Below are 13223 nucleotides of genomic sequence, written 5' to 3' on the forward strand. Positions count from 1 at the left end.
CGGTTCTTGCACGCCCTCAAACCGATCCGGCAAACCGAAATGGCTATAGAAGGACACGTATTCACCGGGGAAAGCCCCATCAGCTCCACCGCCCAGGCCATCATCAACGCCATCCATTCAGCGCCAGGCCCACACTAAAGTGACACGAGTCGGGACGGCCGCAGCTAGGTGGTGGCCGGCTGGTGGCTTGGGGTAAGGGTTTTAGTCAGCAAAGGTGCCTGAGACACCGACGGTGAAGGTGTAGCAAGTCATTTGGTTTAGGGAGACTGTAAACACTCTCGGCACCCCGGGGGCCAAAGGGCCGGTATCTAGAGAGTCGACCTTTCTGACCGCCAAAAGTGTGTTGCCGTCGTCAGCGAAGCAAAAGATAGCCCCCTCGACCGGGTCAAGGGTTCGGCCCGTGTCGTTTACGACTGTGGCCACGACGTCACGATTCAATTGGTTGGCGTTGGAGACCTGGAGGGCGACGGTGTCGCCGGGAGCATCGTCAGGGGTTGATGCTTCGACCGAGAATTCGTACCTTTGGCCGGAAGGGGCGCGGTTGAAAAAGATCGCAGCCAGCCCCACCTCGCCCGGCATAAGCCGCGCTGGGTAAGTGTGGGTGGTTGAATGACCCTCGTCCACCGCTTTCGATCTGACCGAAGTGGCGGTTGCGGCCCACTCGACGCGTGAGATTGGCTGGTCGGTGTTGTTGCGGAACGCGATCGCCACATAGTGGCCGCCAGAATACTGTTGCGTCGCGACAACACTTATCTCGCCCGCATCGCCGTGGGGAAACGAAGGATTGGCGGTGCCATCGAGCAGCCCCGCGCTGTTGAATGGCAGTGGTTCTATCAAGGCCGGCTGGTCTTCAGGACTAGGTGTTGACTGCACCTCAGGACCAGATGCTGGCTGGCTAGGTGATGGCTGTTCGACTGGTTCTTGTGGACTGCCCGAGCAGGCTGAAAGCGCTATCAATGTGGCAGCCAGAGTCAGCCAGGACAATGCCTTTGTGGTTTTCAGGGTTCTTCGCCTTTCGCTGGCTGTCTAGCGATGGCTACTTGTCCTTGTCCTTTTTGGGATGGAGATAAGGCACTACCCGCTCGTGCAGTTTGGCGTTGGCGGCTAGCGCATCTGCGCCAAATGGGCCCACCACTTTGCCGGTGGTGTCAGTGAAAACGCCGCCAGCTTCAGTCACGATTGGCGCCAGGGCAACCATGTCATGCGGCGCTAGCTCCGGTTCGGTGGCAATGTCGACACAGCCTTCGGCCAGCAACATGTAGCTCCAAAAGTCGCCAAAACCGCGGCTGCGTTGGACATCTTGGTTGAGCCGGAGTAGGCCCGCTAAGCGGCCCTGGTCCTCCCAGCCAGCCGTGTCAGAGTAGGACAAGAACGCGTCACCTAGTTTCTTGACCTTTGACACCTTCATTCGGGTGGCGTTTTCCAGGTTGGTGCCTTTCCAAGCGCCAAAACCGGCGGCGGCAAACCAGCGCAGGCCCAGGGCCGGGGCCGAAACCACGCCCAGGGCTGGGCGCCCGGCCGCCACCAGACCAATCAAGGTGGCCCAGACCGGCATGCCGCGCACATAGTTGGCGGTGGCGTCGATCGGGTCGATAACCCAAATCCGCTCACCGTCAAGCGCCATCTTGGCCAGTTTGCCCGGTCCCACCGAACCGAATTCCTCGCCCAAGACCTTGTCATTGGGCCGGGTCCGTTCGAGTTGGTCGCGGATGAGTTTCTCGGTGTCCTTATCCGCGTCGGAAACCAAGGTGTCGTCGTCCTTGCCGGTGACATCGAGATCAGGGGCGCCAAAGCGTGTCATGGTCAGCCGGTCGGCTTGGTCGGCCAGGGTCAGGGCTAGGCGAAGGTCTTCGAGGTAGGTCTCAGCCTCTGGGGTCACAGCGGCGGCCTGCGCCAGTTTGGACAGCACCTCTCTGCGCTTCTTGCCTTCTTTTGATGTGTCCTTGGCCACGCCATCAGTCCTTTTTCACTCGTTTCAAGCGTCCTCACGCCAGGCGATTAGCCGTTGGAACGATTCGACCCTGGCCCGGTTGGTGTCAGATAGAGCCGCCCAGGCGGGTAGAGCGCAATCCAAGGCATCGAGGGCGTGCGGACAGCCTCGCGGGCAGTCTAGTTCAGCAACGGCGGCCAAATCCGGGAAAGCGGCCAGAACGTTGGCCGGGGAAACGTGATCCAAGCCAAACGATCTCACTCCAGGGGTGTCGATCAGCCAGCCGCCATCTGGCAGCGGTAAGGCCACTGCGCTCGAAGAGGTGTGACGGCCGCGGCCGGTGACCTCGTTGACGTGGCCGGTGGCCCTGTCTGCCCCTGGGATCAGGGCGTTCATAAGTGTCGATTTACCCACGCCGGAATGGCCCACCATAACTGAGACGTGACCGGCCAAAACCTGCCTGAGCTGATCAAGGCCGTCAACCGGCTGGCCCTTGGCGGCCCGGCCGCAGGTCACCACCTTGACCCCAAGCGGCCGGTATTGGGCCACCAAATCACTGGCCTGGGCCAGGTCGACTTTGGTTAGGCAAATCACCGGCTCAAGTCCGCCATCGTAGGCCGCCACCAGGCAGCGGTCTATCATTCGCGGCCTGGGTTCGGGGTTGGCCAGGGCCGCCACCACTACCAGCAGCTCGGCGTTGGCCACAATCACGCGCTCGCGGCCACGGCCTTCTTCGGTGGCCCGGCGCAGCACGGTTTGACGGTGCCCCACCCGCACGGCCCGGGCCAGCGAGCCCTTCTCGCCGGACAGATCGCCAACCAGATCGACCCGGTCGCCTACCACCACGCCGCGGTGACCCAGTTCCTTGGCTTTGACCGCCCAAACCTGGCGGTTGGCCGGCCCTTCGTCAAGGTGGACCAGGTAGCGGCCGCGGTCCACGCCAATGACTTGACCGGCGGTGGCGTCAAGGTGGGCTGGGCGGACCTTACTGCGCGGCCGCGAGCCTCGCCCCGGCCGGGTGCGGACGTGTTCCTCGCCCAGGTGATCCCACTTAGCCACGGTCACCTGCCAGCATTTGGGCCCAAAGCTTGGGGAATGTGGGCATGGTTTTGGCGGTGACGGTGATGTCCTCGACCTCGACACCGGCCAGACGCAGCCCAATAATGGCGCCAAAGGTGGCCATGCGGTGGTCGCCGTAACTGCGCAGGCAGGCCGGGCGCAGTGGCGCCGGGTGGATTTCCAGGCCGTCGGCTAGTTGCTCGGCTTGGCCGCCTAGGCGCTTGATTTCGCTGGCCAGGGCGGCCAGGCGGTCGGTTTCGTGGCCCCGCAAATGCCCGATGCCGCGCAGCCGGCTGGGTCTTTCAGCCAGAGTCGCCAGGGCGGCCAGGGTTGGCGTCAACTCTCCAGCCGGGGCTAGATCCAGGTTGGCACCGCGGATGCGACCGTCGCCGGCAACAGTCAGGCCAGCAGCAGTCTGGGTGATGGTGCCGCCCATTTGGGTTAGATAGCTGGTCAGGAGCTGGCCGGGTTGGGTGGTTTGGGCCGGCCAGTCGTTGATGGTGACATGGCCGCCGGCCACCAGGGCGGCGGCCAAGAAAGGTGCGGCATTGGATAGGTCTGGTTCGACCGCGCGGTCTTGGCCGGTCAGGCCACCGGGGTCGATGTGCCAGGCGGTTGGGGAGGTAACTTCGACCTTGGCGCCAAAGTCCCTCAGGGCCTGGATGGTCATGTCAAGGTGGGGCCTTGACGGCAGCTGTGGTGGATCGAGCTGGAGCTCGAGTCCACCTGGCAAAGCCGGGGCCACCAGCATCAGGGCCGAGGCGAACTGGGACGAGGCGGTTGCGTCGAGTTTGACTTGGCCGCCTTGGATGGGTCCTTGGATGGTGAATGGCAGGCAGCCGTCTTGATCGTGGTAGCTGACCTTGGCGCCGAGTTCGATAAGCGCCTGAAGCAAAGGCGCAATTGGCCGGCGGCGGGCGGCCGCATCGCCGTCGAATTTGATTGGCTGGTTGGCCAGAGCCGCCACCGGCGGCAAAAACCGCATGACGGTGCCGGCCAGGCCAACGTCAATCAGCGCCGGGCTGGCCAAGCCGGCGTTTTTTTGGGCGGGGCCGGCGGCCAGGTCGGCGTCAGTCTGAGCGGGGCCGGCGGCCAGGCCTGGGGCGGCGGCAGGTGAGTGGCTGCCGGCTGGCGGGTCGATTGCCAGGGTGGTTCCGGCATCGGCGATATGGCAACCCAGTGCGCGCAAGGCCTGGGCCATCAAATCTGAATCGCGTGAACGCAGCGCACCGCGCAGTCGGGTTGAGCCACTGGCCAAGGCGGCCAATGCGAGGTAGCGGGCGGTCAGGGACTTCGAGCCGGGCAGGCTGACGGCAGCGGCCAAGGGGCCTGGCGCCAACGGGGCCGGCCACGGGTCGCCCGGCCGCCCGGCGGCGGGTGTCACTTGGCCTTGGCGTCCTTGCAGCAGCCGCGGCCAGAGGATTTGCCGCATTTGCCGCTCTTAGATTTTGACTTGGCGGCGGCCGCGTCTTTGCCAACGTGCTTTTTCTTGGGGCCGGCCAGCACAATCAGGGCCCCGCCCAGCAGGGCGGCGTGCATTAGGAGGTTTTTGGGCGGCTCGGCTTTGTCTTTGTCTTCCTGACCCATCCATTCTTGGATGTTCAGGGCGACAGTGGGTGCCATAACGGCGGCCACGGCCAAGGCGCCAAGGCGCCGGCCAAAACCAACCGCTATCAAGGCGCCGCCGGCGATAACCGAGCCAGCTGTGGCCTTGACGCAGGTGACCGGGTCTTCCGGCACGTTGGGGACGGACTCGGCGGCTTTAGTTAGCCAAGGTTCAATCACCTTGGCATGTGGTTCGGGATGACGCAGCGCGTCGATAGCATCAGCAATCAAGACCCCGCCCAACAACGCGCGGCCCGCAAAACGAATCAGACTCATGAGTAGATGTCTACTACCTTTCGGCGCGCGAGGCCAGCGCAGCCAAGCCATTGCACCGAACCGCCGCTGCCCCAAATCCGCGAGTCCGAGGATACGCATCACCCCCAATTCCGCCAGTCCGAGGCTTCGCATCACCTCCCAAACCGCGAGTCCGAGCCCTAACACCAACCCGCCAAACCGCGACTCCGAGGTATCGCATCATCTCCCGAGCGGCGAGTCCAGGCTTTCGCACCACCACCCTTTTCCCCGAGTCCGAGCCCTAACGCCAACCCGCCAAACCGCGACTCCGAGGTATCGCACCACCCCGCCAACCGAGTCCGAGGCTACGCACCACCTCTAAAACCGCGAGTTTAGGGTTTGGCAGCAGCGCCAATTCTGCCAGTCCGAGGCTACGCATCACCCCCAATTCCGCCAGTCCGAGGCTGCGCACCATTCAGGCCGCAGGGCCGCCGGTGATTGCCGGTAGTTTGGTGTTATGACTACCCCAAAGGGCGCTTGTTCCCAGTGTGCAGCACCACACCAGGACGGCAAGTTTTGCCCATTCTGCGGCCATGCCTATCCGGCGGCGGGGGAACCGCCTGCGGCTAGTCAACCGCCGAGCCCGCCTGGATCAGTGGACCAAGCCCCAATGGCCCCGCCACAACCACCAGGCTTTGACCCACAGATGCCGCCACCACCACCTGGGTTCAACTCGCAATTGGCGTCGACAACTGGGTCTGATCCCCAGCCGGCTCCGTCACCGCCACCGCCCGGGTTCGATCCGTCAATGGATGCGTTTCCGACCCCGACTCCGCCTTTGGAGGCGACTTTGCCGGCGGCACTGCCGCCCGGCTTTGGGCAGCCAGCGCCGCCCACTGGCTTCGGCTCCCAGCAAGGTCCTCCGCCACCGCCGGAACTGGCTATCGCCCAGCCGAAAAAGCGGAGCAAAGGACTGATTGCTGCGATCGCCGCGGTGGCGGTAGTGCTGGCGGGAGCCGGCGTTGCCTTCGGTGTGCCCTCGATCCGGCACAAGCTGCTTGGCTCCGAGATAGTCGGCCCTACAATTGCCAATCCGGCAAACCCAGACTTGAAGGTCAACAACCCACTCAACCTTGGCGCATCATTTGTCAACGGCCACAAAACAGCCTGGGAGTTCACCGAGACTGATCCCGGAGTGACAGACGTCTTGGTGCTCTATGCCGACCAGGATCTGGTAGTCATGGGTCAAATGGTCCGCGAGGAGCACGTGGACGCGCCGGCCTACGTCGGCCTGGACGCCAAGACTGGTCGGGAGATCTGGCGTCACGACGCGGCGTCACCCGACGCGGCCGAGATTCTTTGTGGAGATGGGCTGTTCGCGGGCTATTTGGTTTGTGACCAGCGGAGCGACATTGGGCTACACGGCGTCTTGGTTGATCCGAAGACTGGCGAAGCGGGGCCGAGTGTTGGATTTGACCTACCAGACATCCCAACCAACAGCGGCGGCGGCTGGATGGCGGTTGACGAGACCCTGGTCGTGGTCGAATACCCAGCGAACGGCAAAGAACGAGTCCAAGTGGTCTTGTTGTCGGCTCCAGGCCAGGTGGCTTGGACTCAAGAGATCTCGTTGACCGGCAACTATGACGCCGCCATTCGGGGACGTCACGTAGGTGAACTGCTAGAGCTCACCGCGTGGGGCAGCACGGCGATACTGGGATGGGATGACGGCAGGGTGGTGTCAAGCAGTTCGGGGTGGAGCTCAGCCTGGCCTGGCAACAGGATTGTGGTGCAAAGTGACGGCGCAACTGCGAGTGTCGACCTGGCAAATGGGAAGACCGCCGAGCTCATTTCGTCACCGCGTGGGGCAATGCAACCCTTGGTCTTCATGGGCGAGGTGCCGAAGACCCCGGTGGTCGCGTATGACGACGAGGTCTGCGTACTTGATCCGGATAGCAGCGAGGTCAAATGGTCTTTTGGGATCCCGTCGAGCGACCTGTCTGCCGATTGGGACGGCGGCAGCCGCGTCGTTCTGCATAGCAGAAGTATGACCTGGATGATTGACATCGAAGAAGGAGAGCTCCTTTGGGAGGCCGAGGGGCCTGCGGACTTATGCAGCTATTGCCCCGGTCCCGCCGAGATCAGCTTTGCTGCCGACGGCACGGTTTTCGTCAGGGGCACGCAAATCACGGGCGAGAATCCCTGGGAAGCTGTTGCCCTCAACCCGGAATCGGGGCAGCAAGCCTGGTCGGCGGTGGACCTTGTTGGGATGAATTCGATCTGGCCAGGTGGTCCTGCCGGGACTCGGGACGCGCTGTATGTCTCTTTGAATGATCGCGTTCAGCGCTGGGATCCTGTCAAACCGGGGGAGGGCCAAGACACCCAAGCGGTAGCTTTGCCGGCTGACTTCCCCAACTGCCCCAGCGGCATGGAAGTGGTCAGTTGGACCAAGTACGCCGACGGCCTGTTGCTGATCTGCGGCGCTGATGGCAAGGGCTTCACTGTCACGGTCAAAGACCAAGCCGGCACCGAACTACAGGCCACCGAACTGACTTTCACCACCGATGGCTACCAGGTGGTTTGCCAAGGTGGCCTGGTGATTGACGTGTCGCTGGGCGGTGCGGTGGTTTCGACCACACCCAAAGTAGGGGAACCTGCCCTGGCTCTGGCCTCTCAGGCCTGGGACCTGCGCACAGGTGAGGTTGCTTTCACCCAGCCGGCGGCCGACATCGTGCCCTGTCCGCCTGGAACCTGGCCGATTTCCCTTTCAACCTGGGAAGGCGGCTGGTTGCGCATTTGTGGCACTGGCACCGGCCAAAGCAACCAAATCGCCTACTCTGACGCCGAGTTCGGCACCGGTCAAGCTGACGACGCTAGCAGCGTGGACTTCGGTTATTGCGGTACCACTCCCGAGGGCCTGGAGGTTTGCGCATACCGGGCGCCGGCCCTGGTCACCTTCGCCAAGCCCGGGCAGCAGGGCGACCAACGATCAGTCGGCACCAACTTCTTCGCCGGCTACGGCCAAGGCGGTAGCGGCGTGGGTCAGGGCGCCTACGGGGCACAGGCGCCGGAGGATACCGACGTTGACCAGGTGCGGTATCTGGTTGAAATCCTGAACAAATCGGCCGGAGCCCGCTCCAAACTGGGCCCAGCCGTAGCGGCAGTGTCCAGTTGCAGCAACGTCTCAGCCCAGGTCAACACCATCCAGTCGATCGCCAACAACCGTCAAGAACTGCTTGACGCGCTCAGGTCTACACCTGTGGACAAGATTTCAGGTGGCACGGTGCTGGTGCAGCAACTGACAGAGGCGCTTGAGGCCTCGTTGGGAGCCGACAACGCCTACCTTGACTGGGCCAAAGCCAAGCTGTCATCGAATTGCGCGGCTGGTGCTGGTGCCGACGCCTTCGCCCGGGCCGAGGGCTACGACGGGCCGGCTACGGCCGCCAAGCGGGTCTTTGTCGACAATTGGAACGCCAACATCGCCCCGAAATATGGTGTAGTGACTTTCGAAGAGAGCCAGATTTAGTTTTCTCAGACTCACCAGGTGCTGTAGGCCTCTCGGCTCATCATGAAGCCGTGCCCAGTCTGGGTGTCCCAGCAGGTCAGGCCGGATTCAGCGCTAATGCAGGCGTACTGCTCCATGGCCGCAACCTGGCCGTATTGGAGCACCGGCACTCTTTTGTCGATGTAGTTGGGGCCGCAGCTGCCATCAATGCCGCAAGTGGCCCCCCAAGGCGGCACGTCTGAGCGGTCATAGAGCACGGCCCAGCCGTCGGTGATCCTGAAACCGTTGGAGCCGCAAAGGCTTCCAGGATCGCCGGAACACGGCACGCGCAGGTCGGGCGGATCAACGTAGCTGTACTCGAAGATCTGGCAACCCAAAGAGCCCCACTCAGTGGCACAGGCAATGTTGTCTGAGGGCGTCTTAAACATCAAAGAGCCATAGGCGTCAGGAATCTCGGAGATGGTGATGGCCTCTGCCGGCATTGGCCCGCAGGCCCGCGGGTCAATGCCGCTTGGTAGCTGAATGGAACCCAAACAGTCAGCTTTGACCGGCGTGGGGCTTGGTTCCGGGGTGGCTGGAACCGTAGCCGGCGGACTGGTTTGTTCTGGGCTGGACTTGGCCGGCTCGTCATAAATCACAGCTGTGCCGGCGTCGCAGCCGGCCAGGGCCAAGCCGGCGCCAATAGCCACAAGGCACAACAATTTGGTTCGGAGCGGGGCAGTAGAACTCACCCCTCTTGTCTACTATCTGAAGACCGAATTGACCAGAGTTGACCACCAGTTTGGCCTGCCAATACGCGACCGGCCGAAAAGCGAGCCGCGATTGACGACTGCGGTAGACGGCATCGGGCACAAAACGGCGAAGCGCCCGTCCGCGGCTAGGCGGCCAAGGCGGCCAACAGTACTTGGGCGGCCTGCTGGCTGACCTCTGGCGGACTGAACTGGCCGTCTGCCTGCACGTTGGCTGGGGCGAACGGCAAGATGACCTGCGGCACCAAAACATCAAGACCCAGGAAGTTCAACGTCGGCACCAGGGCCATGGCCGCCCGGCAGCCACCGGAAACTCCGCCATAGCTGACCAGGCCAACCGGCTTGCCGCGCCATTCCGGACCCAAAGTGTCCAGCGCTAGCTTCAGTGTGCCTGGGAAGGAATGGTTGTATTCTGGGAACACCAGGGCAAAAGCGCTGGCCTGGCCAACCTGCTTGGCCCAGGCCTTGGTCGAATCCAAGGCATATTTGCCGGTTCCAGGCAGTTCCGTCTCCGACAGGGGCGGGAGGTTGATGGCCTTCAGGTCGGCCACTTTGACCTCGAATTGTTTGCTGGCCCGGGCCAGGTCTTCGAACCAGTTGGCCACCTTCAGGCCAATTCGGTTTGGCCTGGTCGAGGCCACGATGATGAGAAGTTCAGGAGTGTCCACGGCGCCATCATGCCACGGCTTTGGCGTCGGGTCGCCGCGCCAAGGCTGACTGGTCTAACTATGGACTCCGACCGATGACGGTGGCCCGTGGGCCGGGCAGATGGCGGGGTGGGCGTGGGATGATGGAGCACATGGCTATCAGAGACATCCGCGTGATTGGCGATCCAGTGCTGCGAACGCCCTGCGACCCGATCACCAAGATTGATGCCAAAACTCAGGCTCTGGTGCGTGACCTGGTCGACACGGTCGACATGGAGGGCCGGGCCGGCTTGGCGGCCAATCAGATTGGCGTCTCGTTGAGGGCCTTTTCGTGGAACATTGATGACGAGGTCGGCTACGTCCTCAACCCGAAAATTGTCGAGTTGGGTGACGACACCCAAGACGGCGACGAAGGCTGCCTGTCGGTACCGGATTTGTGGTTCCCCTGCAAACGTGCTGGCTACGCCATGGTTTCTGGTAACAACCTGGAGGGCAAAGAGGTCGTCATCGAAGGCACTGGGTTGATGGCCCGCTGTCTCCAACACGAGGTTGACCACCTTGATGGCCACCTGTTTTTGGACCGGCTAGACCGGGCCGTGCGCCGCCGGGCAATGGCCGCCGTGCGGGACCTATGAGCTTGCCCGAGGGTCGCCCGGTCTGCCATACTTGAAACCTCGGCGCGCCGCGCGCGCATCAACTGAAGCAGCATTTGCCGCCTTGTTGATCGGCTTTGAGGTCGTAGGGGAAGACGTACCTCGTAGTCGTTTGGTTCCAAGGAGGCTGATGATGTCAGGAGTTATCACGCGCGGCGTGCTGTTTGTGCACTCCTCCCCGCGGGCCTATTGCCCGCATATTGAGTCCGTCGCGACCAACGTCATCGGCTGCGACGTGTCCCTGGACTGGACCGAACAGCCGGCCGCGCCACGCATGCTGCGAGCCGAATACTCATGGATGGCGGCCCAAGGTACTGGCGGCAAGCTGGCCAGCGCCTTGTTTGGTTGGGAGCATTTGCGCTACGAGGTGACTGAAGAAGCCTCGCGCGGATCCGATGGTGGTCGTTGGTCGCATACCCCGGAGCTGGGCATTTTCCACGCGCCAATGGACATCCACGGCAACACCATGGTGCCGGAGGACCGCATCCGCCGGGCCTTGGACTGCGGCGGCGATCTGGCCGCCATGGTGCGCCACCTCGATGTGGCCGTGGGTCAGGCCTGGGATGACGAACTCGAGCCGTTCCGTTACGCCGGTGCCGGTGCGCCGGTGCGCTGGTTGCACCAAGTCGGCTAGGTTCCGCCCGCACCTAAGTTGTGTCTTGGTCACCGGCGAAGATGACAGCAAGGTGAACCGGGTTTGGGAAGCCCAACGGACAGCTCTGACTACACCTACTGTCGAGTCTACTAGTGGGTATACATCTCGGTATGAACCAAACCACCATCAAGGTTCCGGCCGAGACCCATGAACGCCTTCGCGCGGCCGCTCAGGCCGCAGGCGTCACGCAAGGTGCACTGATTGACGCCATGCTTGTTGCCCGCGAGGAGGCCGAATTCTGGGCCGGGGTAGAGGCGATTGACCCGGCTAGCGCCCAGCAGGCAGTCGCCGCTGATGGCGATGGGAACAGCGACGACTACAGCCTCGAGGACTCGATGCTCGACAGGCGCGGCGAGTGACCGCGGCGCCGGCGGTCTTTGGGCGGGGCGATGTTGTCTGGGCCAACCTTGACCCATCCAAAGGCCACGAGCAGGCCAAGCATCGGCCGTGCCTGGTTCTATCTGATGCGCGCTACCATGCCGCCTTTCAGCTGGTAATTGGAGTTCCGCTGACCTCCTGTGCGCGAGACTGGCCCACCCGCGTTTTGATCGCCCCCGGCTCATGGGCGATTGGCGAACAGATCCGGACGTTCTCGGTCGAACGCGTAACCAAGGCTGAAACGCGCGGCTACGACGTTTCAGGCGTACAAGTGGTCATCCGGCGCCTGATAGGCGGCTAAGGTTCCAGGCGTCGGCCCTTGGAAAGCCTGCGAAAGCCTTTCGCGAAACCCTTTGTGGTTCTGAAGTAGTCAATGCGGGCGGGAAGTACTACTTTGCGGTTTCTTTCAGTGCGTCGAGGTAGTCGCCTATCTCAGCGGCTGGTTGGGCCGGTCTGGGCAGGGCGGGGATCGCCGCTAATCAGTGGCGAAGACCAGGGCCATATTGTGGCCACCAAAGCCAAAGGCGTTGTTCATGGCCGCCAGCGGACCTTCGGCAGGCAGCCGCACCGGCTCATTACGCACCACATTGACCATGACCTCCGGGTCGAGCTCTTCGATATTGGTGGTGGGCGGCGCCAGACGGTCACGCAGGGCCAAAATGGTGAAGATCGACTCGACCGCGCCGGCCGCGCCCAACAAATGCCCGGTCATCGATTTGGTGGCGCTGACCGGCACCTGGCGGGCAGATTCGAGCGAACCGAGAGCGCCGGTCAGAGCCGTTTCAATGGCCGCCGCTTCGATCGTGTCGCCGGTTGGGGTGGCCGTGGCGTGAGCATTGACGTGGGCAACTAGCCCCGCCGCCGGGCCAGCCTGGGCCAGGGCCTGTTCCATGGCCCGGATTTGGCCTTGGCCGGAAGGGTCAGGCGGGGCCACATCGTAGGCGTCCGATGTCGAGCCGACCCCGGCCAGCGAACAGTAGACCCGCGCTTGGCGGGCCTGGGCATGTGCGGCCGATTCCAGCACCACCAGACCGGCGCCTTCACCCATGACAAAGCCATCCCGGGTTGAGCAAAACGGCCGTGAGGCCGTTTCAGGTGAGTCATTCCGAGTCGACAGGGCCTGCATTTTGCCGAAGGAACCCAGTGTGATGGGGTGCAGAGCCGCTTCGGTGCCTCCGGCCACGACCACATCGGCCAGGCCATCGGCGATCATGCGGGCACCCCAGATCAGGGCCTCGGCCCCTGAGGCGCAGGCTGAAACCGGCGCGTGGGCGCCAGCCCGTGCGCCCAGGTCAATCGCCACGGTGGCGGCCGGCGAATTGGGCATCAACATGGGCACCGTCAGCGGCAACAACCGGCGGCTGCCGCGTTCACGCAGCGTGTCCCAGGCCCCCAGCAGGGTGTGGATGCCGCCAATCCCGCTGGCGATGATGACTGCCAAGCGTTCGGCCGCGACGGTTGGGGACCCGGCATCGGCCCAGGCTTGGCGGGCCGCGATCAAGGCATATTGAGCTGAAGGATCGGCCCGGCGGATCTCCTGACGCGATAACACGGCCTCCGGTTCAACCGCCAACTGAGCGGCGAAGGTGCAGGTCAGACCGTAATCCTCGGCCCAGGTGTTGTCCAAAGTGGCAGCGCCGGAGCGCCCGGCCAAAACCGCTTGCCAAGTCGAATCAACGTCACCGCCCAGGGGAGTGGTCGCCCCCAGGCCGGTCACCACCACCGAAGCTGTGCTCATCAGTTCTGGGCGGCGGTGATGAAGTTGACGGCGTCACCTACGGTTGCTAGGTCCTTGATGGCGGAATCGGGAA

At 63.2% G+C, this 13223-nt stretch carries 13 protein-coding genes; 5 read left to right on the forward strand and 8 right to left on the reverse strand.

Annotated features, from left to right (window positions below; translation table 11 throughout):
• Positions 1-201: 201 nt before the first annotated feature.
• From FWD29_08785 to FWD29_08805, 5 genes are all read right to left on the reverse strand, one after another.
• Positions 202-873: a hypothetical protein gene (locus FWD29_08785; GenBank protein MCL2804025.1), complete on the reverse strand. Its 672-nt coding sequence runs from the start codon at positions 871-873 to the stop codon at positions 202-204.
• A gap of 163 nt (positions 874-1036) precedes the next feature.
• Positions 1037-1879, reverse strand: a complete 843-nt coding sequence (locus tag FWD29_08790) for a histidinol phosphatase (GenBank protein MCL2804026.1) — start codon at positions 1877-1879, stop codon at positions 1037-1039.
• Between the two features lie 96 nt (positions 1880-1975).
• Positions 1976-2995, reverse strand: a complete 1020-nt coding sequence (gene rsgA / locus FWD29_08795) for a ribosome small subunit-dependent GTPase A (GenBank protein ID MCL2804027.1) — start codon at positions 2993-2995, stop codon at positions 1976-1978.
• The gene (aroA, locus tag FWD29_08800; GenBank protein ID MCL2804028.1) at positions 2982-4373 is read right to left on the reverse strand and encodes a 3-phosphoshikimate 1-carboxyvinyltransferase; all 1392 of its coding nucleotides are present in this window, start codon (positions 4371-4373) and stop codon (positions 2982-2984) included. The genes rsgA and aroA overlap by 14 nt, the downstream gene beginning before the upstream one ends.
• Positions 4370-4870, reverse strand: a complete 501-nt coding sequence (locus FWD29_08805; GenBank protein ID MCL2804029.1) for a DoxX family membrane protein — start codon at positions 4868-4870, stop codon at positions 4370-4372. The genes aroA and FWD29_08805 overlap by 4 nt, the downstream gene beginning before the upstream one ends.
• Positions 4871-5636: 766 nt before the next feature.
• Between FWD29_08805 and FWD29_08810 the strand changes: the two genes are divergently transcribed.
• A complete protein-coding gene (locus tag FWD29_08810; GenBank protein MCL2804030.1) occupies positions 5637-8351 on the forward strand; it encodes a PQQ-binding-like beta-propeller repeat protein in 2715 nt (904 codons plus the stop codon).
• Between the two features lie 11 nt (positions 8352-8362).
• Here FWD29_08810 and FWD29_08815 read toward each other — a convergent pair whose 3' ends face one another.
• Together FWD29_08815 and FWD29_08820 are read right to left on the reverse strand one after the other, a co-directional pair.
• Positions 8363-9061, reverse strand: a complete 699-nt coding sequence (locus FWD29_08815; protein ID MCL2804031.1) for a hypothetical protein — start codon at positions 9059-9061, stop codon at positions 8363-8365.
• A 146-nt stretch (positions 9062-9207) separates the two neighbouring features.
• Positions 9208-9747, reverse strand: coding sequence for an NAD(P)H-dependent oxidoreductase (locus tag FWD29_08820; GenBank protein ID MCL2804032.1), 540 nt, complete (start codon positions 9745-9747; stop codon positions 9208-9210).
• A gap of 131 nt (positions 9748-9878) precedes the next feature.
• Here FWD29_08820 and def point away from each other — a divergent pair, with 131 nt between their 5' ends.
• From def to FWD29_08840, 4 genes are all read left to right on the forward strand, one after another.
• On the forward strand, positions 9879-10361 hold the full coding sequence (gene def / locus FWD29_08825; GenBank protein MCL2804033.1) for a peptide deformylase: 483 nt from the start codon (positions 9879-9881) through the stop codon (positions 10359-10361).
• A gap of 151 nt (positions 10362-10512) precedes the next feature.
• Positions 10513-11013: a DUF3145 domain-containing protein gene (locus tag FWD29_08830; protein MCL2804034.1), complete on the forward strand. Its 501-nt coding sequence runs from the start codon at positions 10513-10515 to the stop codon at positions 11011-11013.
• A gap of 131 nt (positions 11014-11144) precedes the next feature.
• Positions 11145-11393: a hypothetical protein gene (locus tag FWD29_08835; protein ID MCL2804035.1), complete on the forward strand. Its 249-nt coding sequence runs from the start codon at positions 11145-11147 to the stop codon at positions 11391-11393.
• Entirely contained in the window at positions 11390-11713 is a 324-nt protein-coding gene (locus FWD29_08840) for a type II toxin-antitoxin system PemK/MazF family toxin (GenBank protein ID MCL2804036.1), read from the forward strand. Before FWD29_08835 ends, FWD29_08840 begins: the two co-directional genes overlap by 4 nt.
• Before the next feature lie 174 nt (positions 11714-11887).
• On the opposite strand, the gene FWD29_08845 is transcribed toward FWD29_08840, so the two are convergent.
• Positions 11888-13150 carry a beta-ketoacyl-[acyl-carrier-protein] synthase family protein gene (locus FWD29_08845; protein ID MCL2804037.1) on the reverse strand — a complete coding sequence of 421 codons (1263 nt, stop codon included), beginning with the start codon at positions 13148-13150 and terminating at the stop codon, positions 11888-11890.
• Positions 13151-13223 lie beyond the last annotated feature (73 nt).

The sequence above is a fragment of the Micrococcales bacterium genome (assembly GCA_009784895.1).
Lineage (GTDB): Bacteria > Actinomycetota > Actinomycetes > Actinomycetales > WQXJ01 > WQXJ01.

Bases quoted from the DNA above. Each gene is read 5' to 3' on its own strand.
- FWD29_08805 (MCL2804029.1), bottom strand. From the start codon at position 4,870: ATGAGTCTGATTCGTTTTGCGGGCCGCGCGTTGTTGGGCGGGGTCTTG.
- FWD29_08810 (MCL2804030.1), top strand. From the start codon at position 5,637: ATGGATGCGTTTCCGACCCCGACTCCGCCTTTGGAGGCGACTTTGCCG.
- def (MCL2804033.1), top strand. From the start codon at position 9,879: ATGGCTATCAGAGACATCCGCGTGATTGGCGATCCAGTGCTGCGAACG.
- FWD29_08830 (MCL2804034.1), top strand. From the start codon at position 10,513: ATGTCAGGAGTTATCACGCGCGGCGTGCTGTTTGTGCACTCCTCCCCG.
- FWD29_08835 (MCL2804035.1), top strand. From the start codon at position 11,145: ATGAACCAAACCACCATCAAGGTTCCGGCCGAGACCCATGAACGCCTT.
- FWD29_08845 (MCL2804037.1), bottom strand. From the start codon at position 13,150: ATGAGCACAGCTTCGGTGGTGGTGACCGGCCTGGGGGCGACCACTCCC.